A 23,054-nucleotide genomic window follows, 5' to 3' on the forward strand; every position below is an offset into this window, starting at 1 on the left:
AAGGGATGCCGGGCGTCGATGCCCGGCATCCCGAAAGGACCCCTCATGATCTCCTCCTCGATCTCCGCCACCGAGCTCGCCCGACAGATCCGCGCCGGGGAGATCTCGGCCGTCGAGACCGCCCAGCACTACCTCGACCGCCTCGACGCGGTGAACCCCGGGGTCAACGCCATCGTCTGGATCGACCGCGACGACGTGCTCCGCCGGGCCCGCGCGTCCGACGAGCGCATTCGCCGCGGCGACGACTCCCGCCCCTTCGAGGGCGTGCCGATGCCCATCAAGGATCTCGTCGCCGTGCGCGATCAGCCCTTGACCTACTCGTCCATGGCCGTCGAAGAACGACCGGCGGATGCCAACGAGATCACCGTCGACCTGATCGAAGACGCCGGCTTCGTGCTGTTCGGGCGCTCGAACAGCCCCGAGTTCGGCGCCTTGACCGCGACCGAGAACACCCGCCACGGCAAGACGCGCAACCCGTGGAACCTCGACTACACCTCGGGCGGGTCGTCAGGCGGGGCGTCGGCGGCGGTCGCGGCCGACATCGTGCCCATCGCCAACGCCTCCGACGGCGGCGGCTCGATCCGCGTCCCCTCGGCCGCGACCGGCCTCATCGGCCTCAAGCCCAGTCGCGGACGCATCCCCAACGACGTGCGCGCGTGGGAGCACTCCACGACCGAGGGGGCGATCACCCGCACGATCGAAGACGCCGCGGGCGTGCTCGACGCCCTCGGCCGACTCGACCCGCTCGGGTGGTACTCGGCCCCGGCTCCCGCGCGCCCGTACCTCGACGAGATCCGCGCGGCGGGTCCCCGCCTGCGCGTCGGCCTGCTGCTCGAGGCCCCGACGGGCGTCGACGTGCACCCCGAGAATTGCGAGGCCGCGCTCGTGACCGCGCGTGCCCTTGAGGCGCTCGGACACCACGTCACGCCGGTCTCTCCGTTCCTGTTCTCGGAGCGCGCCACCCGCGGCTTCGCCGACCTGATCATCAGCGCGTCCACGTGGGCGTCTCCGATCGAGGATGCCGACAAGCTCGAGACCTACATCCGGTACCGCTACGACCGGGCGGCGTCGTTCCACGCCGGCGAGTACGCCGAAATCGCCGCCCTCCTCCAGTGGGAGACGCGTCAGGTCAACGCGCAGTGGGGGCGCGACTTCGACGTCCTGCTGACCCCGACCACCGCGGTGCCCACCCCGCTGGTGGGGTCGGTGTACGACGAGGCCAACAACGATCCCGCGGGCGAGAGGTTGACGGAGTTCTCGACGATCTCGTTCACCGCGTTCTGCAACATCGCGGGCCTGCCCGCGATCTCGCTCCCCGTGCACACGGGCGCGAACGGCATGCCCCTCGGCGCGCAGCTGGTGGGCGCTCCGTACGACGAGGCGACCCTGCTGCGCGTCGGCGCCGAGCTCGAGCCGGTCTTCGACTGGCAGCACCGCCAGGCGCCCCTCGCCCGCGGCGCCGCGCTCGCGGGCAACGCGACCCGGGTCACCGGCGACTGATGTCCGGCGTCGATCTCTCGGTGATCGCCGAAGCCCCTGCTCCGCCGGTCCGCCGGCGGGGCGGGGGCAGCGGTTGGGGCTCGTTCGCGCTGCGGCGTCTCGGCGGCCTCGCCCTCTCGCTCGGGCTCCTCGTGGTGCTGACGTTCCTCATCGTGCCGCTCATCCCCGGCGATCCCGCCGTGGCCATCCTGGGTGCCAACGCCTCCCCCGATGCGGTCGCAGCCCTGCGGGAACGCCTGCATCTCGACCAGCCCCTGCCCCTGCAGTTCCTGGACTACCTGCGGGGCCTCGCCACCTTCGACCTCGGTCAGAGCTTCCGCTACAACACGCCCGTGACGACCACGATCGCCACCAAGCTGCCGTACACCGCGACCACCGCGCTCGGAGCGATCCTCCTCGTCATCGTCATCGCCATCCCCGTGGGGATGACCATCGGCGTGCTGACGCGCAGCGGCCGTCGCCCCTGGCTCGCGGTCGGCTTCGGCACGGTGGCCGGCTTCTTCGCCTCGGTTCCGGCGTACGTCGCCGGGACGCTGCTCGTGGTGGTCTTCGCGATCTGGTTGAAGGTGCTCCCCGCCGGGGGCGCCGCGACCCAATCCGCGTACGTCCTGCCCATCGTCGCGCTCGCGCTCGGTCCGACCTTCGCCGTGGCCCGCGTGGTGGTGCAGGAGACCTACGCGGTGCTGCACCAGGACTACATGCGCACCGCGCGCGGGCGCCGTCTCGATGCCGCCCGGCTGTACATCCGCCACGCACTGCCGAACCTCATGGCCAGCACCCTCACGCTCACCGGCCTGATCCTCGCGAGCATGCTGGGCGGCGCCATCGTCATCGAGACGGTCTTCAGCCTCCCCGGCCTCGGCCTCGAGGTGGTCCAGGCGATCATCTTCCGCGATTTCCCGGTGATCCAGGGGATCGTGCTGACGGTCGGGGCGCTCGCCATCCTCATCAACCTGCTCATCGACGTGATCCTGGGCCTCATCGACCCGCGCACCCTCGGAGGCTCGACGCATGTCTGATCGACGCACCCGCCGCATCCCGGCATCCCTCATCGCGGGTCTGATCATGCTGGGCCTGCTCGTGGTCATCGCCGTGATCGCCCCGATCCTCTGGGGGACGGCCGCCACCGCTGTCACCCCCGATACCCGTTCGGCCTCTTCGGCGGCGCACTGGCTCGGCACCGACGACCTCGGTCGCGACGTGTTCGCCCGCACCCTCGTCGCGACGCGTCTGACCCTGATCATGGCCGCGGCCGCCACCGCCGGCTCGGTCGTCCTGGGCGTTCTGATCGGCGGACTCGTGTGGGTCGGACCGCGATGGGTGCGCGAGTGGGTACTGCGCGTCATCGACTCCACCGTCGCCTTCCCCTCTCTGATCCTCGCGCTCGTCATCGCCGCGATCCTGGGGGCCGGCACCGCCTCGGCCGTCGTGGCGATCGCGGTCGCGGGGGTCCCCAGCTTCGCCCGCATCACCTCGAACATGACCGGGGCCGTGGCGAACCGCGACTACGTCGGTACCGCCCGCCTGCTCGGCGTCCCCCGCTTCCGTCTGTTCAGCCGGCATCTGCTGCCCAACATCTCGGGCCCGCTGCTCGTGCTCATCGCGTCGAGCTTCGCCCTCACGCTCCTCGACATCTCGAGCCTCTCGTTCGTGGGGCTCGGGGTGCAGAGCCCCGAGTTCGACTGGGGGCGACTGCTCAATGAGGGGCTTCCGGCCGTGTACTCCCAACCACTTCAGGTGGTCGGGCCCTCGGTCATGCTCGTCTTCGCCGGCGTCGCCGCCATGCTCACGGGCGACGGCCTCGCGGTGTACCTCGACCCTTGGAGCTCCCGCGCGGCCCGGGCGACTCTCTCCCGTCGCGCCCCGCGCAGCCCCTCGACCCGCCCCGACGCCCTCGTCGAGGTCCGCGGACTCACCGTTCGCGCCCCCGGCGGCAAGACCCTCGTCGACGGCATCTCGTTCGAGATCGTGCCCGGTGAGATCCTCGGGCTGGTGGGCGAATCGGGCTCCGGCAAGTCGATGACCGCGATGTCACTCGCCCGCCTGCAGGCGGATGAAGTGGCGGTGGATGCCGAGGTCCTCCGCCTCGACGACCTCGATCTCCTCGCCGGGGGCCACCGTTCCCGCCTCGCGAAGGAGATCGGGCTGGTCTACCAAGACCCGGGGTCGACCTTCAACCCGGCGCTGCGGATGGGCGCCCAGCTGACCGAGGTCGCCCGCGTCCACCTGGGGCTCTCTCGCCGCGCCGCGCAGGATACCCTCCGCGACGGCCTCGGCGAGATGCGCATCCGCGAGCCCGAGAAGGTCATGGGCCAGCACCCGTTCCAGCTCTCGGGCGGCATGCTGCAGCGCGCCGGCATCGCCAGCTCGCTCGTCACCGACCCGAAGCTGCTCATCGCCGACGAACCGACGACGGCCCTCGACGTCACGGTGCAGGCCGACGTGCTGCGACAGCTACGTCGATTGAACCGCAACCACGGCACCGCGGTGCTGTTGATCTCGCACGACATCGGCGTGGTCGAGGCCCTGTGCGACCGCGTCCTCGTGATGCGCACCGGCGAGATCGTCGAGCGGCTCACGTCCGACCAGCTCCGCCGCCGCGAGGTCGAGCACCCATACACGCGTGCTCTGTTGGCGGCCACTCCCACCCTGAAGACGACACCCCGCCCGATCGAGGAGCACGACCGTGTCTGACACCCCTCTTCTGCGCATCAGCGACCTCTCGGTCGACCTGGGTCATGGCATCCGGAGCACTCGTGTTCTGCACGGCGTGAGCCTCGAGGCCGAGCGCGGGCGCACGATCGGGATCGTCGGCGAGTCGGGCTCGGGCAAGTCGACGCTCGCCAAGACCATCGTGGGGCTTCACCGCATCGCGACGGGCTCCGTCGTCTTCGACGGCGTCGAACTCGCCTCGGCCCCGCGCGCGAGCGTCGCGGCGGTGAGGCGTCGCGTGCAGTACATCCCGCAGGACCCGTTCTCGTCCCTCGACCCGCGACGCACGATCGGGCAGACCCTCGCCGAGGCGATCGATCCCGTCGGCGCACGCCAGCGGCGCCACCATGCGCGGATCGTCGAAGCCCTGGCATCCGTCGCTCTGGGAGAGGATGCCGTCGACCGCTACCCGCACGAGTTCTCGGGTGGTCAGCGCCAGCGCATCGCGATCGCGCGGGCTCTGGTCGTGGACCCCGACGTCATCGTCGCCGACGAGATCACCTCGGCCCTCGACGTGTCGACGCAGGCCGAGATCCTGCAGCTGCTCGAGAGACTGCAGCGCGAGCGGAACCTGACGATGCTCTTCATCTCGCACAACCTCGCCGTGGTGGAGGAGCTGTGCGACGAGGTGGTCGTGCTGTTGCACGGGCGCATCGTCGAGCAGGGGGCGATCGCCGAGGTGTTCGCCGATCCGCGCGAGGCGTACACGCGGCGGCTGCTCGAGTCGGTGCCCGGCGGAGCGGCGTTCGATGTCACCGCCCCGGTCGTCACCGCGGCGGTGCGGACGGTGCCGGTCCGGGGACGCCGGCGATTGTTCGGGTGAGGCTCGGGGCCCTCAGTTCTTCGTCGTGCCTCCGTGCCGCGCACTCCGCAACGGCGAGAAGGCGATGACGAGGGATGCGAGGACGAAGAACCCGGCGCCCGCGCCGAGCGTCGCGGGCAGACCGATCACGGTCATCAACAGCCCCGCCAGGAGCGCTCCGACGAAGAACACCGTGCGGTTCACGGTGCGGATGGTGGAGTTCATCCGCCCCTGGATGCCATCGGGTGCGACGGACTGACGGTAGGAGATGTCGTTGGGGTCCTCGATCCCCATCGCCAGTCCGTAGACGAACTGGGCGGCGGCGACGACGCCGAGGGTCACCCCCATGCCACCGTCGGGGCCGAGCGGGACGAGCGCGAGAGCCGCCCAGGGCAGCACGACCAGAACACGGCCCAGCAGGATCGCGCGTCCCGCCCCGAGGCGGGCGCCGAGGCGCGGGGCGATGACCGCTCCCACGAAACCGCCCACTCCCCCGAGCGCGAGGGCCACCCCGTAGGCCCAGGGCGGCAGGGCGAGTTCTCGCAGCGCGAAGACGACGAATGCCGTCACCACGATGCTGTTGCCGAGGAACCACACGTGGATCGACAGGGCGAGGGGCCGGAGCGTCGGATGCCGATAGGTGTAGCGCATGCCCTGGGCGATCTCGTGCCCGACGTGTCGACCGGCGGCTCGCGGCGCGGCCCTCTTCTCGGACACGACGATGCGCGACTGCAGAAAAGCGGCGACGGCCGCAATGACGGCGTCGATCACGAAGAGGATCGGCGCACCCACGATCGCGAGCAGCGCACCGCCGATCGCGGGCCCCGCCGTCTGGGCGACGGTCTGACTCTGGCCGAGTCGGGCGTTGGCCGCGCGAAGCGACGCCCGCGGCACGAGTCGCGGCAGGAGCGGTTGCGCCGCGGAGTCCCCGAACAGGGTGAGAACCCCGAGCGCCAGGGTGACCGCCGCGAGCGACCAGAAATCGAGCGCCCCCGTCACCACAAGGACGGGGACGATCGCGAGCACCACCGCCCGGCCGATCGTGGTCACCACCAGAGCCCGTTGTCGTCGCCAGCGATCCATCCACGCGCCGACGATCAGACCGAGGAACAGGTACGGAACGACGCTGAGGGCATTCAGGATGCCGACCTGCCCGGGCGTCGCGCCGATCACCGTCACGATCAGAACCTGGAAGGCGACCCCGGCGATCGTAGAACCGAAGGCACGCAGCGTCGTCGCGGTCCAGAAGAAGGCGAATGCCGGGTGACGGAGGATCTCGCGCGGGGGCGCCGCCGACGGTGAGTCCTCGTCCATGCGTCGAGCGTATCCAGGCCGGTGGCGCGACCGCCCGGCGGCAGGGTCACCCCGCGGCGTCAGTGCCCGTGTGGATGCGGAACTCGTCGACCGTCCCGCGGTGGCCGCAGCCGCCTCGACCTTCGTGGCACTGGATGGGGTCGCCGTTCGAGAATCCGCTCCGCGGGTCGATGACGCGCGCGGGGAAGTGCTCCGCCGACGGCTGCCCCGCCGCGGTCGGATCCACGCCGTCGTCGAGCATGACGACGTTCAAGGTGACTTGAATGACGAACGCACGCTCGTGCGCACACCGGGGGCAGCGGATCCCGGCGAGACGCCCAGTGTTGGAGCCTGCCTCCGCCGCCGCCGCGGGAACGACAGGAACGGGTGCGGGTCGGCGATGGACCGCGAGCTCGTCCGCGCAGTCGTACGTGAAGTGGGTGATCTGCCCGTCCGGATGCCGCTCAGTGAGACGACGGGTCCACGGGTTCTCCGCCTCGATCCCGATGATCTCGGAGTCGGTGCCGACCACGACATCCCCCGTCCGCAGATCGAACACGGGAAGGGTCAGCACCGGGTACGTCCGGTGCTCACGGGTGGTGGGGGCGGTCATGCGGCGGCTCCGATCGGAACGAGGGCGTGGACGTCGCGGGTCAGCGTCTTCACGCGCGCACCTCGTGCAAGCCCGGAAGAGTCCAGCCCTACTATCGGGTCACTGACGCGGCTCCGTAACGAGCTGACGCGCCCGTTCCGAGGTGGGGTCCTCGGTGTGGCAGGGCGGGCGCCTTCGCGCCAGTATCGACGCGGCGACCGGGCCCCGTGTCCCAGCCGGCCAGCAGCCCCGCTCAGCGCACGGCGGCGAGCACAGTCGGGTCGGAGCATCCTTTCGCGAAACCGCGAATGCGCCGATCCATGTCGTACTGCAGGACGACGGCGCCGATCCGTTCAGCGAGCGGTGCCAGCCACCGGGGGCGGCAGGCGAAGTTGTACCGCCAGACGGCGAGGGTGCTGCCGGGGTCGTCGGCGACGGGGGTGAACTTCCACCCGCCGGCGAGACGCTCGAAGAACCAGGACCCCTTCGTCATCTTCATGCCGACGTTCGACGGCGGGTTGTAGGAGACGTACTCGCTCTCCATTCGGAAGCCGAAACGCTGCACGGTGTACGTCCGAACGCCCTTCGCCGGAGCGGTCGCACCATCGACGAAGTATTGGCGCCGGATGAACGGATCCCATCGCTGGCGGGTCTCGCCGGTGGTCTGCGACACGGCGAACGCGACGCTCACGTCGACCGGGACGACGCAGCGGGACTCGATGACGGGCATGAAGTCATCGTGTCAGGGCGACGCGCTCGACGCATCGCGAGGAGACAAGACGAAGGCCCCGAATCCGTGAGGATTCGGGGCCTTCGTGGTGGCGGTGACGGTGGGATTTGAACCCACGGTAGGGGTGAACCTACACAACATTTCGAGTGTTGCACCTTCGGCCGCTCGGACACGTCACCGCCGAATAGCTTACGACAGACTTGCGGATGCCGCGAATCGGCGCCTCGCGCCGGGCCCCGGCATCCGTTCATCCACCGTCGAACGACCCCACTGGTTGCCGCCCTCGCCCACTGCCAGGATCGAGCCATGAGCGTGATCGAGAACTCGAAACTGACGGTCGTGGGAGCAGGCAGCGTGGGCGCGAGTGTCGCGTACGCCGCTCTCATCCGCGGGTCCGCGCGACACGTCGCGCTCTACGACATCGCCGCCGAGAAGGTCGAGGCCGAGGTGCTCGACCTCGCGCACGGGACCCAGTTCACCGGGTCGAGCGACATCACCGGCGGCAGCGACGTCGCGGTCGCCGAGGGCTCGCACGTGGTCGTGATCACCGCGGGCGCAAAGCAGAATCCCGGCCAGACGCGCACCGAGCTGGCCGCCACCAACGCCGCGATCATCCGCGACATGATGCCGAAGCTCCTCGAGGTCGCCCCGAACGCGATCTACGTGATCGTCACGAATCCCTGCGACGTTCTCACGGTCCTCGCGCAAGAGGCGACGGGGCTGCCCAGCCGCCGCATCTTCGCCTCCGGCACGGTCCTCGACACCTCGCGTCTGCGCTGGAAGCTCGCCCAGCGCGCGGGGGTCGCCACCTCGAGCGTGCACGCGTGGATCGTCGGCGAGCACGGCGACACGGAGTTCCCACTGTGGTCGACCGCGACGATCGGCTCCGTGCCGATCACCGAGTTCGAGCTCCCCGGCGGCACGCGCTTCGACCGCGAACAGCTCGATGCCATCGCCGTCGACGTCCGCGACGCCGCGTACAAGGTCATCAAGGGCAAGGGCGCGACCAATTACGCGATCGGCCTGTCGAGTGCCCGCATCGTCGAGGCGATCCTGCGCGACGAGCACGCGATCCTCCCGGTCAGCACGGTGCTCGACGACTTCCACGGCATCAGCGGAATGGCGCTGTCGGTCCCCTCGATCGTCAGCGCGAAGGGCGCCGTCCCCCTGACGGGCACCCCGTTCTCCGACCCGGAGCTGGCGCTTCTGCGCCGCTCCGCCGACGCGCTGACGACCGTCGCCGACTCGCTGCGCGGCTGATCCGCGTCGGTAGCATCGGCGTATGAGCGACATCGAGGATCGTTTCGCCGAAGCCGTCGCCGCGATCGGCGGGGTGCTCAAGCGACACGGGTTCCGCAAGAAGAGATACGTCTGGACGCGCGTCGGCGACGGTGTCGCACACACGGTCGACGTGCAGCGCAGCCACGGCAACACCGCCACCGGCGTGCGGTTCTACGTCAACGCGTCGGCATACGTGGCGGAGCTCGACCGCGCGATCGGACGCTCCGTCCCCGACGATCTCACCCGCGCGACAGCGCAGTACTCGACACGGTTCGAGGCCATCAGCGACTGGCCGAGCGATCGTGTCGACGTGGAGCGGGATGCCGATGCCCTCGGCACCGCGCTCCCGGCGGCGATCGAGCAGGTGGTGGCGCACCTCGACGCGATCACCGACGCGCCATCTCTCGCGCGCACTCTTCTCGACAACGGGTACGTCCTCGATGACGACCTCTTCGCCTGGTTCTGTGCGACCGGTCGCACCGACGACGCCCGCGCACAGTTCGTGGCGGCCCGCGACCGCTTCGGCGCCGAGGACCGGTGGCCCCGCCTCGCCGCACGGTTCGAAGAGGCAGCCCTGAAGTTCGGCACCCCTCTCCCCTGATCCCGGATGCCGTGCCCCGACGGATCGATGTCGGAGGCCCCGCGTAGCCTGGGCACATGGCATCCCGACGTCCCGCTACCGCCCCTGCTCCGTACCGGTGCACCGAGTGCGGATGGACGACGCTGAAGTGGGTCGGCCGCTGCGGCGAGTGCCAGTCCTGGGGCACGGTCGTGGAGGCCGCCGAGCAGACGGGGATCGTGCGCTCGATCGTCCCGGTGGCGCCGGGTGCCGCGCGAGCGGCGCGCCGCATCACCGAGATCGATACGCAAGACGCTCCCCGCCGCACGAGCGGGGTCGGTGAGTTCGACCGCGTACTGGGCGGCGGCATCGTGCCCGGGGCCGCCATCCTGCTCAGCGGCGAGCCGGGCGTGGGCAAGTCAACGCTGCTGCTCGAGGTCGCCGCGCAGAGCGCCCGCGCCGGCCGACGCGTGCTCTACGCCAGCGGTGAAGAATCAGCGGCACAGGTGCGGTTGCGCGCCGAGCGTACCGGCGCCCTGCACGACGAGCTCTTCCTCGCGGCCGAGACCGATCTCGCCACGATCCTCGGGCACATCGATCAGGTCGAGCCGGGCCTGCTCATCGTCGACTCGGTGCAGACGGTGTCGTCGGCGCACAGCGACGGCGCAGCCGGTCAGCCCGCGCAGGTGCGAGAAGTGGCATCCGCCCTCATCCGCGTCGCGAAAGAGCGGGGCCTGCCGATCATCATCGTCGGCCACGTCACGAAAGACGGCTCGATCGCGGGCCCGCGCATCCTCGAACACCTCGTCGACGTCGTCTGCCACTTCGAGGGCGACCGCCAGACCTCGTTGCGCTTCGTCCGCGCGCTCAAGAACCGCTTCGGGCCGACCGACGAGGTCGGCTGCTTCGACATGACCGGCACGGGCATCGCCGAGGTCGCCGACCCGAGCGCGCTGTTCCTCGGTCACGGCGAACCCGAACCCGGCACGTGCGTCACCATCGCGATGGAGGGCCGGCGCGCTCTGCCCGTGGAAATTCAAGCCCTGGCCGTGCGCCAGACGGCTCCTAACCCGCGGCGCATCGTCAACGGCGTCGATTCCTCGCGCGTCGCGATGGTGCTCGCGGTGCTCGAGAGCCGCATGGGGCTCACGCTCTCCGACCGCGACGTCTACGTCTCCACCGTCGGCGGGGTGCGGTTGGTCGAACCCGCCGCCGACTTGGCGATCGCGATCGCCGTCGCCAACGCGGTGAAGAACCGCAAGGTCTCGAAGCGTCTCGCCGCCATCGGCGAACTCACCCTCACGGGCGAGATCCGTAACGTCACGCAGGCCGCCCAGCGCGCGTCCGAGGCCAAGCGCCTCGGGTACCACACGGTGCTCGACTCCTCGTCGCGCAAACTCGCGCAGGCGCTCAACGAGCTGCAGGTGCGCGGCATGCCGCGCGACGACAGCGAACCGGGGTTCTGACCCGGGGCTCGGGCATCGAGGGCTCAACGGGCGCCGCGCTCGACGGGAGCCGGGCTCACGAGTCGCGCTCAACGGGCGCCGCGCTCGACGGGAGCCGGGCTCACGAGTCGCGCTCAACGGGCGCCGCGATCACCGGGCGCCGCGCTCAACGGGCGCCGCGATCACCGGGCGCCGCGATCAATGGGAGCCGCGCTCGACGGACCCTGCGCTCACCGGCGTCCGGCGGCGGGAGCCATCGAGGACCCGTCGACCGAGGGCCGCGCCGATTCAGCGACCGGGAGGAGCCGACCGGCGACGACGGTGCGGGGAGGTCATTCCCAGCACGGCGGGGATGACAAGTCCGGCGGCGCACACGGCACCGGCGATCAGGTACTCCATGGCCCCGAGTCTTGCACGCGTGGCTCACCCGCGCGACTCGGGTTCTTCACCCGCGACGTATCAGAGCGCCGACGCTCCCCGCCGTCCACCCGAGCACAACGGCGGGGCAGACCCGACGACCCGCCGCCCGCACACCGCCGCAACGGCGTGCCGATCAAACCGCCCGCCGCTCTGTGTCCACCCGCGGGTACGGCCCACCGTCGACACGACGGTCCGACCCTCCCGCTTCAGGCGTCGAGGGCGGCGATCAGGTCGACGGGCGAAGCCTGGATCGGGTGCGGGCCCGCGATGTCGATGAACACCGTCGTGATGGCATCCTGATGCGTTCCGAGGAACGTGCGCAGCCACTGCGGTGACTGCAGGGCCACGTGCGGCGGCAGCGTCTCGGGCTTGTGCGCCGCGTCGCTGAAGAGCAGCAGCGCCAGCTGGCCGGTGTTCGGGTCGCGGTAGGTCCACACCTCGCCGACGCTGAGCGGGTTGTCGGCGTCGCCGGGGGTCATCAGCGGCACGACCGTCGGCCCGTGCCGCAGGGCGAAGGCGATCGCGGCCATGTCCTGCGTCTGCAGGGCGTCGACGAGCGCGGTGTTCTTGAAGTCCACGTCGAGCTTCTTCCCCTTGCGCTTCTTGCCTGCGGCCATCCTCCGAGCCTAATCGCGCGTGGCGCCGGGGCCGCATCGAGGGTTCGGGGCGGATCTTGTTGTTCGGGGCGGACAACTCTCGCCCCAGGGCACAGAACTCGCCCCAAACCGCACCTGACGGTCGCCCGCAGCCGCGGCCCCCGCGCCGCAGGACCCATGGTCGGCGCCGCGGCCACATCGCGGGTTCGGGGCGCATTCCGTCGTTCGGGGCGGATAATTCCCGCCCCGACGTGCAGAACCCGCCCCAAACGCAGCCCGCGCGGCCCACGAGCCACAGCTCCGCGCAATACCCGCCCCGAACCGCTCCTCGCGCAACGCCGCGACCCGCGCGCTACAAACCCCTACGCCAGGAACCCCCGCAGCAACGCCTCGGATCCGGCGAGGTGGTCGCGCATCGCCGCGTGGGCGGCATCCGGTCTTCCGGCGAGGATCGCCGACACGATCGCCGCGTGCTGCGAGGTCGAGTGTTCGATGTTGCGCGGGAGCAGCGGAAAGGTGTCCAGCCAGGCGTTCACCCGCGCGCGATTGTCGGCCACGAGCGGAACGAGCGACGGGATGCCGGCGAACTCCGCGATCGTGAGGTGCAGCAGGGTGTCGAGTCGGCGGTAGTCCTCCCCCTCGGCGAGCGCGGCCGCTTCGTGCCGCGCCCAGAGCACGTCGCGCTCCTCGGCCGACAGGGAGCGTCCCGCCGCAGCCCACGCCGCTCCGGGTTCGAGGACGCCGCGCAGGGCGATGACGTCCGACAGTTCGGCGGGTGAGACGACCGCCGGTTCCGACGGCCGCGGCACGGGGTCGACGACGAAGGTGCCGCCGTAGCGACCGCGCCGGGTCTCGAGCCATCCGGCATCCGACAGTTCCCGCAGAGCCTCGCGCACGGTGTCGCGGCTCACGCCGTACAGGGCGGCGAGTTCGCGTTCCGCGGGCAGCGACTCCCCCGGGGCGACGAGCCCGAGCCGGACGGTCTGCACGATGCGCGCGGTGGTGTCTTCGAGCGCGTTGCCGGTGCGCACGGGACGGTACACGGCCCGGCGCAGGTCGTCGAGCGGCGCGTCTGTCACCCTCTCAGCCTGTCACGTCACCGGTTCACAGGGGCGTGACGTACGCGTTGGTGATGCCCCCGTCGACCACGAAGGCCGTCGCGGTGATGAAGGACGCATCGTCGGATGCCAAGAAGGCCACGGCCGCGGCCATCTCTTCCGGCTCCGCGAACCGGCCCATCGGCACGTGCACGAGGCGGCGCTGCGCGCGCTCGGGGTCTTTCGCGAAGAGCTCCTGCAGGAGCGGGGTGTTGACGGGTCCGGGGCAGAGCGCGTTGACGCGGATGCCCTGTCGCGCGAACTGCACGCCGAGCTCGCGGGTCATCGCGAGCACGCCGCCCTTCGACGCAGTGTACGAGATCTGCGAGGTCGCCGAGCCGAGCAGCGCGACGAAGGATGCGGTGTTGATGATCGACCCGCGCCCGGCCGGCACCATGTGCCGCAGCGCCGCGCGCGAGCAGAGGTAGACGCTCTTCAGGTTGACGTCCTGCACCTTGTCCCACGCGGGGAGCTCGGTGGTCTCGATCGAGTCGTCATCGGCGGGCGAGATGCCGGCGTTGTTGAAGGCGATGTCGACACTGCCGAGGTCGGCGGCGACGCCGTCGAAGAGGGCGTTCACGGAGTCCTCGTCGGCGACGTTCACCTGACGGAAGACACCGCCCACCTCGGCGGCGGCCGACGTACCGGTGGTCTCGTCGAGGTCGGCGATCACGACGCGGGCGCCCTCGGCGGCGAAGCGGCGGGCGGTGGCGAGCCCGATGCCGCTGGCTCCTCCGGTGACGATGGCGACGCGGTCGCGCAGACGCTGGGTGAGGTCGATGGTCATGGTGCGGTGGTTCCTTTCGAGCCGAACCTCGTCCCACTTATGGCTGCTCCAGAGCCTCTCGGGGAGCCACAAGTGGGACAAGGACCGTCATAAGTGGGACGAGGGGGTAGGGCGGTGGGCAGTTGGGAGAGGCACGGTCACTCGGTGGCGTAGAAGACGTTCTTCGTCTCGGTGAAGTGCTCGGCGGCATCCGGTCCCAGTTCGCGGCCGAGACCCGAGGCCTTCATGCCGCCGAACGGGGTGGAGTACCGCACCGACGAGTGCGAGTTCACCGACAGCACCCCGCTGCGCACGCCGCGAGACACCCGGATGCCGCGACCCAGGTTCTCGGTCCAGATCGAGCCCGCGAGGCCGTACGCGGTGTCGTTCGCGAGGCGGATGGCATCCGCTTCATCGTCGAACGGCATGACCGCCAGGACGGGGCCGAACACCTCGTCGCGGGCGATCCGGTCGCCCGGCTGGGCGAGGACGACGGCGGGGGCGAACCAGAATCCGTCGCCCTCGGGAGCCGACCCGCGGAAGGCCACGTCGGCCCCGTCGAGGAATCCTTGGACGGTGGAGCGGTGGGATGCCGAGATCAGGGGCCCCATCTGGGTGTCCTCGTTCGTCGGGTCGCCAACCTTCCAGGCCGCGACCGCCGGTTCGAGCATCTCGAGGAAACGGTCGAAGACGCGACGCTCCACGAGGAGGCGGCTGCGCGCGCAGCAGTCCTGACCGGCGTTGTCGAACACCGAACCGGGGACGCCCGCGGCGGCCTTGTCGAGGTCGGCGTCGGCGAAGACGATGTTGGCGCTCTTGCCACCGAGCTCGAGGGTCACGGGTTTCAGCATGCGCGCGCACCCGGCGGCCACCTCGGTGCCCACCTCGGTCGACCCGGTGAAGACGACCTTGTGCACGTCGGGGTGCGAGACGAAGCGCTGACCCACGACCGATCCCGAGCCGACGACGACGGTGAACAGCCCCTCCGGGAGCCCCGCCTCGAGCGCGAGCTCGCCGAGGCGGATCGCCGTCAGCGGCGTCAGTTCTGCGGGTTTGAGCACCACGGCGTTGCCCGCGGCGAGCGCGGGGGCGAAGCCCCACGCGGCGATCGTCATGGGGAAGTTCCACGGCACGATGATCCCGACCACGCCGTAGGGCTCGTGGGAGGTCACATCGAGTCCGCCGGCCACCGGGATCTGCGACCCGATCAGACGCTCGGGCGCACCGGCGTAGTAGTTGAGCACCTGGGCGACGTGCTGGGCCTCCCACCGGGCAGAGCCGATGGGGTGCCCGGAGTTCTTCACCTCGAGCGCGGCGAGCTCGTCGACGTGCGCCTCGACCACCCGGGCGAAGGCGCGCAGCGCGTCGGCTCGGGCGACGGGAGCCAGGGCCGCCCACGCGCGCTGCGCGCGGACGGCGCTCGCGACCGCCGCATCCACGTGGTCGACCTCTGCGCGCTCGAGGGTCGTGATCGGCGATCCGGTCGAGGGGTCGATGACGGTGAAGGTGCTCATGCGGGAACTCCGTGGTGCTCGGGGGATTCAGGGACGCCGGTCCGGGACGCCCGGTATCGCGCCGCCGCGGCGACGAGTCCGAGGAAGAGCCGCCGGTCCTCGGCGTTCTCTTCCGGATGCCACTGCACGGCGACCAGGTAGTCGTCGCCGTCCACCTCGACGGCCTGCACGAGCCCGTCGTCGGTGCGCGCGGTGACGTGCAGGCCGTCGGCGACCCGGTCGACGCCCTGGTGGTGGTAGCTGTGGACGGTGAGCGCCCCGGCCCCGACAAGCCCGGCGAGCCGGGTGTCGGCATCCACTTCCACGACGTTCTCGGCGAAGACGCCGCCGCCGATGCGATACTTCTCGGTGCCGAGCGCCTCGGGCAGGTGCTGGTGCAGCGTGCCGCCCATCGCGACGTTGATCAGCTGTAGCCCCCGGCAGATCCCGAAGACCGGGATGCCGCGCTCCCGCGCCCCCGCCAGCAGCGCGATCTCCCACGCGTCGCGGTCGGCGCGAGCGGGGTCGGTCAGCGGGTGGCGTTCGGCACCGTACAGCTCGGGCTGCACGTCGAGGCCGCCGGTGAGGATCAGCCCGTCGAGCCCGTCGAGCACCGCGGCGGCCGCCTGCTCGGGCCGTGGCTGCGGCGGCAGCAGCACCGCGGTGGCGCCCGAGGCGGTCACAGCGTCGAAGTACTGCTGTGGAAGGAACGAGGCGCGCACGTCCCACACGCCCTGCTTCGCGCGCTCGAGGTAGGTGGTGAGCCCCACGACGGGGGTCCGTCTCGGATCAGAGGCGCTCGAAACCACGCACCCGCTCCCAATCGGTCACGGCGGCGTCGTAGGCCTCGACCTCGATGCGCGCCTGGTTCAGGTAGTGCTCCACGACCTCGTCGCCGAAGGCGGCGCGGGCGACCGTCGACTCCGAGAAGAGGCGCGCGGCCTCGCGCAGCGTCGTCGGCAGAGTGTCGACCCCGGCCGCGTAGGCGTTGCCGGTGAGGGGCGCCGGCAGCTCGAGCTCGTTCTCGATGCCGTGCAGGCCGCCCGCGATGATGGCCGAGATCGCGAGGTAGGGGTTCACGTCTCCCCCGGGCACGCGGTTCTCGACGCGCAGTGACGAACCATGACCGACCACGCGCAGGGCGCACGTGCGGTTGTCGACGCCCCAGGCCACCCCCGTCGGGGCGAACGAGCCCTTCGCGTAGCGCTTGTACGAGTTGATCGTGGGGGCGTAGAGCAGCGTGAACTCGCGCAGAGTCGACAGGATGCCGGCGATCCAGTGCCCCATGAGCGGGCTGAACCCGTGCTCGCCGTCACCCGCCATGACCGCCGCGCCGCCGTCGCCGCGAACGGAGAGGTGGATGTGGCAGCTGTTGCCCTCGCGCTCGTTGAACTTCGCCATGAACGTCAGCGACTTGCCGTGCCGGTCGGCGATCTCCTTGGCACCGTTCTTGTACAGGGTGTGATTGTCCGCGGTCTCGAGGGCCTCGGCGTAGCGGAAGGCGATCTCCTGCTGGCCGAAGTTGCACTCGCCTTTCACGCCCTCGCAGTACATGCCCGCTCCGTCCATGCCGAGGCGGATGTCGCGCAGCAGCGGCTCGAGCCGGGTGGTGGCGAGCAGGTTGTAGTCGACGTTGTAGTCGGTCGAGGGCGTGAGATTCGTGTATCCCTTCGCCCAGGCGTCGCGGAACGAGTCGTCGAAGACGATGAACTCGAGTTCCGTCCCGGCGTAGGCGGTGAGGCCGCGCTCCGCCAGGCGGGCACGCTGGGCGTTCAGGATGCCGCGGGGCGACTGACTGACATGCGCGCGGTCCTCCCACGCGAGGTCAGCGAAGACGAGAGCCGTCCCGGGCTGCCAGGGGATGCGGCGGAGCGTGTCGAGGTCGGGGACGAGCAGCATGTCGCCGTAGCCCTTCTCCCAGCTCGACATGGCGTACCCGTCGACGGTGTTGAGGTCGACGTCGACCGAGAGCAGGTAGTTGCAGGCCTCCGCGCCGTGGCCCCGTACCTCGTCGCGCCAGAATCGCGCGGCCACGCGCTTGCCGACGAGTCGACCCTGAGCGTCGGGGAAGGCCACGACGACGGTGTCGATCTCGCCCGCCTCGATCGCGGCATCCAATTCTTCGCTGCTGAGATTGCCCGCCATGGTCTCCCTCTCGCGGTGTCGACGCCCTCGCGTGCGGAGGACGTAACGAGGAACTTACACGGCAAAGGTAGACAGGTCGACCAATAGAAGGCCATGATTTCCCGCAAGGCGACCCCGAAGCCTGTCCGCATCCGTCTGGAGGTCCCATGTCCACCTCGAGCAACTCCCGTAAAAAGGTCGCCGGAGCCACCTATACGGCCACCGATGCCTCGTACTTCGAGAAACGCACCCTGAAACGCTCGGCCGGCGTCTGGGGCCTCTGGGGCCTCGCCGTCGCCGCGGTCATCTCGGGCGACTTCTCGGGCTGGAACTTCGGCATCGGCTTCGCCGGCTTCGGCGGCATGCTCATCGCCTTCGTCATCCTCGTGGTGATGTACTACGGGCTCACCTTTTCGATCGGCGAGATGGCGGCCGCCATGCCGCACACCGGTGGCGCCTACTCCTTCGCCCGATCGGCCATGGGGCCGTGGGGCGGCCTCGCGACCGGCCTCGCCGAGACGATCGAGTACGTCGCCACCACCGCGGTGGTGGTCTACTTCTCCGGCCAGTACGCCGACTCGGCCCTCGAGCTGCTGACGGGGGTGAGCCTGCCCGCTTTCGTCTGGTGGATCATCCTCTACGCGCTGTTCATCGCCCTCAACGCCGCGGGCGCGAACATCTCTTTCGGCTTCGCCATCGTGGTCTCGATCATCTCGATCGGCATCATCGTGATCTTCGGCGCGATGTCGCTCATGACGGGAGCCTTCGACGGGGGCTCACTGTGGAACATCGCCCCCACCGACGGCAACACCGAGTTCCTCCCCTTCGGCGTGGGATCGATCCTGCTGGCACTCCCCTTCGCGATGTGGTTCTTCCTCGGCATCGAGGAGCTCCCGCTCGCCGCCGAGGAGTCGCACGATCCCGCCCGCGACATCCCCCGCGCGGGGCTCTGGGCCCGCGGCACGCTCATCGTCACCGGTCTCATCGTGCTGTTCCTCAACACCGGAGTGCTCGGCGCCGACGCCACCGGCAGCTCGCTCGAGCCCCTCCTCGACGGTTTCCGCGCGATGGTCGGCGACCAGGCCGCGGCCCTCCTGTCGCTCCTCGCCCTCGTCGGACTCCTGGCCTCGCTGATGGGCATCATGTTCGCCTACGGCCGCAACATGTACTCGCTCTCGCGCGCCGGGTACTACCCCCGCTGGCTCTCGCTCACCGGCGCGCGCAAGACCCCGTGGGTCGCCCTCGTCTTCGGCGCCGTGCTCGGCTTCGTCGCCCTCGTGGTGGTGCAGGCCGCGGGCGGCGACGCGAGCCCGGCCGGAGCGATCGTGCTCAACATCGCCGTGTGGGGCGCGGTGCTGGCGTACTTCCTGCAGATGGTGTCGTTCATCGTGCTCCGTCGGAAGTTCCCGAACGCCGTCCGCCCGTACAAGAGCCCGTGGGGGCTTTTCGGGGCCTACTCGGCAGCCATCATCGCCGCGGTGGTGTTCTTCGGCCTGCTGCTGAACCCCGCCTACCTGCTCGCGATCGTCGCGATCATCGTGGTCTACGCGGTGATCTTCGTGGCCTTCGCCGTCTACGGTCGTCACCGCCTCGTCCTCTCACCCGAAGAGGAGTACGCCCTGTCCGGCGGGCTGCATGGCGACCCGCAGCAGGAGGGCTACGACGCCATGGAGGGCGAGGTGTTCGGCACGAAGCCCGGCTCCTGAGTCCGGGAACGACGAGGGGCGGATGCCACCGGCATCCGCCCCTCGTGATGTTCAGCGCAGGATGAACGACGCCGTCCCCGACGAAGGGATGCCGCCGATCGAGACGCTCAGGTGATAGGTCGCTCCCCCGCCGGGGGCGTACGGCCGCTCCCCGCCGCAGGAGTTCACCGAGGAACGCGTACGGTCCCAGGTGAGCGGCGCGGAGCTCGTGACGACCTGGCCGGCGGCCAGCGTCACCTCCATGTCGCTCGGCTCGGCCTGGCAGTCCGTCGATCGCCACCACACGTCCGAGCCGCTCGTCACGGTGAACGACTGCGCGCTCGTGCCGACGTTCATCGTGCACGGGTTCGCGCTGGTGTTGGTGAGCTTGATCGACAGCTGCGGATTCTCACCCTGCCCGTACTCGCTCTTGTCCGAAAGTGCCGCCACGGTGATGTCGGCCGCCGTGCACTCGACGGGCCCGGCGGGAGCGGTCGGCGTCGGCGACGCGGACGGAGCGGCGGAGGGGGTCTCGGATGCCGCCGGCGCGGACGCGGACGCAGCGGCGGGCGGAGTGCTCGCAGCGGGAGCGGGGGGCGCCTCGGCGGTGGGGGCGGCACGCCACGGAGGAGCCGCCACGAGCCACACGACGAGGCCGATCACCAGCAGAGCCAGAAGCCCTGCGGCGAGACGACGACGACGGTAGACCGCCGGGGACTGCCTCCGCCTACGGGGGGCATCGGTCATACATCCAGGGTAGGCGGCGCGGCTGTGCGCTCGCGCCACGGCACGCTCAGGAGCGCGGGCTCACAGCTGCTTCAGCATCCGGGTGTTGCCCAGCGTGTTCGGCTTCACGTGCGCGAGATCGAGGAACTCGGCGACGCCCTCATCGGGGCTGCGCACGAGCTGGGAGTACACGTCGGGATCGACGACCTGCTCACCGATCTCGGAGAAGCCCCGGCGCGTGAAGAAGTCCACTTCGAAGGTCAGGCAGAACAGGCGCGAGACCCCGACCTCCCGCGCGCGCTCCTCGAGGGTCTCGACGATGGCCCGTCCGACGCCGTGGTGCAGCCAGTCATCGTGGACGATCAGGGTGCGGATCTCGCCCAGGTCTTCCCACATCACGTGCAGGGCCCCGCACCCGATGACCACGCCATCGGCCTCGGCGACGACGAACTGCTGCACCGATCCGTACAGCACGACCAGGTCCTTGCCCAGCAGGATGCGCTTCTGCACGTACGGCTCGAGCAGTTCGTGGATGCGGCGGACGTCGGCGGTTCCGGCGGGGCGGACGACGAACGGCGCGGATGAGGTCATTCGACAAGCGTACGCCGCAACGACGAAGGGCCCGGATGCCGTGGCATCCGGGCCCTTCGTTCGCTATGCGATCAGTTGCCCGCGAGCGTGTCGGGGGTGGCGGCGATCTCGCCGGCCGTTCCGACACCGATCGCGACCTTCTCACCGCGCGGGCTGGTCTCGAACGAGAACTGGCCGTTCTCGACGCCGACCTTCACGTGGTCGCCCGACTCGAGCTCGCCGTGCAGGATCTTCTCGCTGAGACGGTCCTCGACCTCGCGCTGCATCGCGCGGCGCAGGGGGCGCGCTCCGAGCGTCGGGTCGAACCCGATCTCGATGAGCTTGTCCTTCGCGTCGTCCGACAGTTCGACGGTCATGTCGCGATCCAGCAGACGGTCGGCCAGACGCTTCACGAACAGGCCGACGATCTGACGGAGCTCGTCCTTGTTCAGCTGCGGGAAGACGATGACGTCGTCGACGCGGTTGAGGAACTCGGGCTTGAAGTGACGCTTCAGCTCTTCGTCGACCTTGCCCTTCATCCGCTCGTACGAGGTCTGGGCGCTGCCCTCGACCTGGAAGCCGACGGGACCACCGGCGATCGCCGACGAACCGAGGTTGGTCGTCATGATGATGACCGTGTTCTTGAAGTCGATGACGCGGCCCTGACCGTCGGTCAGGCGACCCTCTTCGAGGATCTGCAGCAGCGAGTTGAAGATGTCGGGGTGGGCCTTCTCGATCTCGTCGAAGAGCACGACCGAGAACGGCTTGCGGCGCACCTTCTCGGTGAGCTGGCCGCCCTCTTCGAACCCGACGAACCCGGGAGGGGCACCGAACAGACGCGAGACGGTGTGCTTCTCACCGAACTCCGACATGTCGAGCGAGATCAGCGCGCCCTCGTCGTCGAAGAGGAACTCGGCGAGCGCTTTGGCGAGCTCGGTCTTTCCGACACCGGTCGGGCCGGCGAAGATGAACGAGCCCGAGGGGCGCTTGGGGTCCTTGAGGCCCGCGCGCTGACGACGGATCGTGCGCGAGAGGGCCGCAATCGCCTCTTCCTGGCCGATGACCCGCTGGTGCAGGGCCTTCTCCATGAACATGAGGCGGCTGGACTCCTCCTCGGTGAGCTTGAACACCGGGATGCCGGTCGCCTGGGCGAGCACCTCGGCGATCAGACCCTCGTCGACGACCGCGTGGGAGGCGACGTCGCCCGAGCGCCACTGCTTCTCGAGGCGCAGACGCTCGGCGAGGAGCGACTTCTCCTCATCACGCAGGGCGGCGGCCTTCTCGAAGTCCTGCTCCTCGGAGGCCTGCTCCTTCTGCTCGCGGACCTTCGCGATCTTCTCGTCGAACTCGCGCAGCTCCGGCGGGCTCGACAGGATCGACAGGCGCAGGCGGGCGCCGGCCTCGTCGATCAGGTCGATGGCCTTGTCGGGCAGGAACCGGTCGCTGATGTAGCGGTCGGCGAGGTTCGCCGCGGCCACGATCGCGCCGTCGGTGATCTGCACCTTGTGGTGCGCCTCGTAGCGGTCGCGCAGGCCCTTCAGGATGTTGATCGCGTGGGGGAGGCTCGGCTCGGCCACCTGGATCGGCTGGAAGCGGCGCTCGAGAGCGGCATCCTTCTCGAAGTGCTTGCGGTACTCGTCGAGCGTGGTGGCACCGATGGTCTGGAGCTCACCGCGGGCGAGGAGGGGCTTGAGGATCGACGCGGCGTCGATCGCACCCTCGGCGGCACCCGCACCCACGAGGGTGTGGATCTCGTCGATGAAGACGATGATGTCGCCGCGCGTGCGGATCTCTTTCGTGACCTTCTTCAGACGCTCTTCGAAGTCACCGCGGTAGCGGGATCCGGCGATGAGCGAACCGAGGTCGAGCGAGTAGACCTGCTTGTCCTTCAGCGTCTCGGGCACATCGCCCTTGACGATGGCCTGGGCAAGGCCCTCGACGACAGCGGTCTTGCCGACGCCGGGCTCGCCGATGAGGACGGGGTTGTTCTTCGAGCGGCGCGAAAGGATCTGCATCACGCGCTCGATCTCTTTCTCGCGCCCGATGACGGGGTCGAGCTTGTTGTCTCGCGCGGCTTGCGTGAGGTTGCGCCCGAACTGGTCGAGCACGGCCGATCCACCCTGGGCAGCGCCCTGGGTCTGCTCGCCGGCACCCGAGGCGACGCCCGCGGGCTCCTTGCCCTGGTAGCCCGAGAGCAACTGGATGACCTGCTGGCGGACCTTGTTGAGGTCGGCGCCGAGCTTGACGAGCACCTGGGCGGCAACGCCCTCACCCTCGCGGATGAGGCCGAGCAGGATGTGCTCGGTGCCGATGTAGTTGTGGCCGAGCTGCAGCGCCTCGCGCAGAGACAGCTCGAGGACCTTCTTCGCACGCGGTGTGAAGGGGATGTGGCCGGTCGGCTGCTGCTGCCCCTGGCCGATGATGTCCTGCACCTGCTCGCGGACGGCATCGAGCGAGATGCCCAGCGACTCCAGCGCCTTGGCAGCCACGCCCTCACCCTCGTGGATGAGGCCCAGAAGGATGTGCTCGGTGCCGATGTAGTTGTGGTTCAGCATCTTCGCCTCTTCTTGGGCGAGCACCACCACACGACGAGCACGATCGGTGAATCTTTCGAACATCCTCAGTCCCTCCAAAAATGGGCTGACAGGCACGCCTCCGCGCGC

Annotated in this window: 20 protein-coding genes and 1 tRNA gene; 8 read left to right on the forward strand and 13 right to left on the reverse strand. The window is 69.9% G+C overall.

What is annotated here, in order from left to right; genetic code table 11:
• The first annotated feature begins 45 nt into the window (after nt 1–45).
• From AB6V31_RS13260 to AB6V31_RS13275, 4 genes are read left to right on the forward strand one after another with little or no spacing between them, the layout of a single operon-like run.
• Nucleotides 46–1,500, forward strand: a complete 1,455-nt coding sequence (locus AB6V31_RS13260) for an amidase (RefSeq protein WP_369366154.1) — start codon at nt 46–48, stop codon at nt 1,498–1,500.
• Complete coding sequence (locus AB6V31_RS13265; protein ID WP_369366156.1) at nt 1,500–2,519, forward strand: ABC transporter permease; 1,020 nt, start codon at nt 1,500–1,502, stop codon at nt 2,517–2,519. Before AB6V31_RS13260 ends, AB6V31_RS13265 begins: the two co-directional genes overlap by 1 nt.
• Nucleotides 2,512–4,194, forward strand: coding sequence for a dipeptide/oligopeptide/nickel ABC transporter permease/ATP-binding protein (locus AB6V31_RS13270; RefSeq protein ID WP_369366157.1), 1,683 nt, complete (start codon nt 2,512–2,514; stop codon nt 4,192–4,194). The genes AB6V31_RS13265 and AB6V31_RS13270 overlap by 8 nt, the downstream gene beginning before the upstream one ends.
• A complete protein-coding gene (locus tag AB6V31_RS13275) occupies nt 4,187–5,035 on the forward strand; it encodes an ABC transporter ATP-binding protein (RefSeq protein WP_369366159.1) in 849 nt (282 codons plus the stop codon). Before AB6V31_RS13270 ends, AB6V31_RS13275 begins: the two co-directional genes overlap by 8 nt.
• Nucleotides 5,036–5,047: 12 nt before the next feature.
• On the opposite strand, the gene AB6V31_RS13280 is transcribed toward AB6V31_RS13275, so the two are convergent.
• The 4 genes from AB6V31_RS13280 to AB6V31_RS13295 form a co-directional block, all read right to left on the reverse strand.
• Complete coding sequence (locus tag AB6V31_RS13280) at nt 5,048–6,328, reverse strand: MFS transporter (RefSeq protein ID WP_369366161.1); 1,281 nt, start codon at nt 6,326–6,328, stop codon at nt 5,048–5,050.
• A 46-nt stretch (nt 6,329–6,374) separates the two neighbouring features.
• The gene (locus AB6V31_RS13285) at nt 6,375–6,920 is read right to left on the reverse strand and encodes a hypothetical protein (RefSeq protein WP_074696353.1); all 546 of its coding nucleotides are present in this window, start codon (nt 6,918–6,920) and stop codon (nt 6,375–6,377) included.
• 232 nt (nt 6,921–7,152) lie between these two features.
• On the reverse strand, nt 7,153–7,629 hold the full coding sequence (locus AB6V31_RS13290) for an SRPBCC family protein (protein ID WP_074696351.1): 477 nt from the start codon (nt 7,627–7,629) through the stop codon (nt 7,153–7,155).
• Nucleotides 7,630–7,718: 89 nt separating this feature from the next.
• Nucleotides 7,719–7,808, reverse strand: a tRNA-Ser gene (locus AB6V31_RS13295).
• Between the two features lie 127 nt (nt 7,809–7,935).
• On the opposite strand from AB6V31_RS13295, the gene AB6V31_RS13300 reads away from it, so the two are divergent.
• From AB6V31_RS13300 to radA, 3 genes are read left to right on the forward strand one after another with little or no spacing between them, the layout of a single operon-like run.
• Complete coding sequence (locus AB6V31_RS13300) at nt 7,936–8,889, forward strand: L-lactate dehydrogenase (protein WP_369366163.1); 954 nt, start codon at nt 7,936–7,938, stop codon at nt 8,887–8,889.
• Nucleotides 8,890–8,911: 22 nt separating this feature from the next.
• A complete protein-coding gene (locus AB6V31_RS13305) occupies nt 8,912–9,511 on the forward strand; it encodes a DUF4304 domain-containing protein (RefSeq protein ID WP_369366165.1) in 600 nt (199 codons plus the stop codon).
• 56 nt (nt 9,512–9,567) lie between these two features.
• Nucleotides 9,568–10,935, forward strand: coding sequence for a DNA repair protein RadA (radA, locus tag AB6V31_RS13310; protein ID WP_369366167.1), 1,368 nt, complete (start codon nt 9,568–9,570; stop codon nt 10,933–10,935).
• Nucleotides 10,936–11,540: 605 nt separating this feature from the next.
• Here radA and AB6V31_RS13315 read toward each other — a convergent pair.
• The 6 genes from AB6V31_RS13315 to AB6V31_RS13340 all read right to left on the reverse strand — a co-directional run bounded on the left by AB6V31_RS13315 (nt 11,541) and on the right by AB6V31_RS13340 (nt 17,431).
• Nucleotides 11,541–11,951, reverse strand: a complete 411-nt coding sequence (locus AB6V31_RS13315) for a dehydrogenase (protein WP_369366168.1) — start codon at nt 11,949–11,951, stop codon at nt 11,541–11,543.
• Between the two features lie 341 nt (nt 11,952–12,292).
• Nucleotides 12,293–13,009: a FadR/GntR family transcriptional regulator gene (locus tag AB6V31_RS13320; protein WP_056226024.1), complete on the reverse strand. Its 717-nt coding sequence runs from the start codon at nt 13,007–13,009 to the stop codon at nt 12,293–12,295.
• Between the two features lie 25 nt (nt 13,010–13,034).
• A complete protein-coding gene (locus tag AB6V31_RS13325) occupies nt 13,035–13,814 on the reverse strand; it encodes a 3-oxoacyl-ACP reductase (protein WP_369366171.1) in 780 nt (259 codons plus the stop codon).
• A 137-nt stretch (nt 13,815–13,951) separates the two neighbouring features.
• Nucleotides 13,952–15,307: an aldehyde dehydrogenase gene (locus tag AB6V31_RS13330; protein ID WP_369366173.1), complete on the reverse strand. Its 1,356-nt coding sequence runs from the start codon at nt 15,305–15,307 to the stop codon at nt 13,952–13,954.
• Nucleotides 15,304–16,095: a gamma-glutamyl-gamma-aminobutyrate hydrolase family protein gene (locus tag AB6V31_RS13335; RefSeq protein WP_369366175.1), complete on the reverse strand. Its 792-nt coding sequence runs from the start codon at nt 16,093–16,095 to the stop codon at nt 15,304–15,306. The genes AB6V31_RS13330 and AB6V31_RS13335 overlap by 4 nt, the downstream gene beginning before the upstream one ends.
• Nucleotides 16,076–17,431, reverse strand: a complete 1,356-nt coding sequence (locus AB6V31_RS13340) for a glutamine synthetase family protein (protein WP_074695930.1) — start codon at nt 17,429–17,431, stop codon at nt 16,076–16,078. The genes AB6V31_RS13335 and AB6V31_RS13340 overlap by 20 nt, the downstream gene beginning before the upstream one ends.
• Nucleotides 17,432–17,577: 146 nt before the next feature.
• Here AB6V31_RS13340 and AB6V31_RS13345 point away from each other — a divergent pair, with 146 nt between their 5' ends.
• Nucleotides 17,578–19,116 carry an amino acid permease gene (locus AB6V31_RS13345; protein WP_369366177.1) on the forward strand — a complete coding sequence of 513 codons (1,539 nt, stop codon included), beginning with the start codon at nt 17,578–17,580 and terminating at the stop codon, nt 19,114–19,116.
• A gap of 51 nt (nt 19,117–19,167) precedes the next feature.
• On the opposite strand, the gene AB6V31_RS13350 is transcribed toward AB6V31_RS13345, so the two are convergent.
• From AB6V31_RS13350 to AB6V31_RS13360, 3 genes are all read right to left on the reverse strand, one after another.
• Nucleotides 19,168–19,842 (reverse strand): hypothetical protein, encoded by a 675-nt coding sequence (locus AB6V31_RS13350; protein WP_186316554.1) that lies wholly within the window; start codon nt 19,840–19,842, stop codon nt 19,168–19,170.
• 60 nt (nt 19,843–19,902) lie between these two features.
• Nucleotides 19,903–20,412, reverse strand: coding sequence for an amino-acid N-acetyltransferase (locus AB6V31_RS13355; RefSeq protein ID WP_056226007.1), 510 nt, complete (start codon nt 20,410–20,412; stop codon nt 19,903–19,905).
• Between the two features lie 71 nt (nt 20,413–20,483).
• Nucleotides 20,484–23,009 carry an ATP-dependent Clp protease ATP-binding subunit gene (locus AB6V31_RS13360; protein ID WP_074695936.1) on the reverse strand — a complete coding sequence of 842 codons (2,526 nt, stop codon included), beginning with the start codon at nt 23,007–23,009 and terminating at the stop codon, nt 20,484–20,486.
• Between the last annotated feature and the right edge of the window lie 45 nt (nt 23,010–23,054).

This window comes from Microbacterium sp. 16-032 (assembly GCF_041079455.1).
GTDB lineage: Bacteria > Actinomycetota > Actinomycetes > Actinomycetales > Microbacteriaceae > Microbacterium > Microbacterium testaceum_A.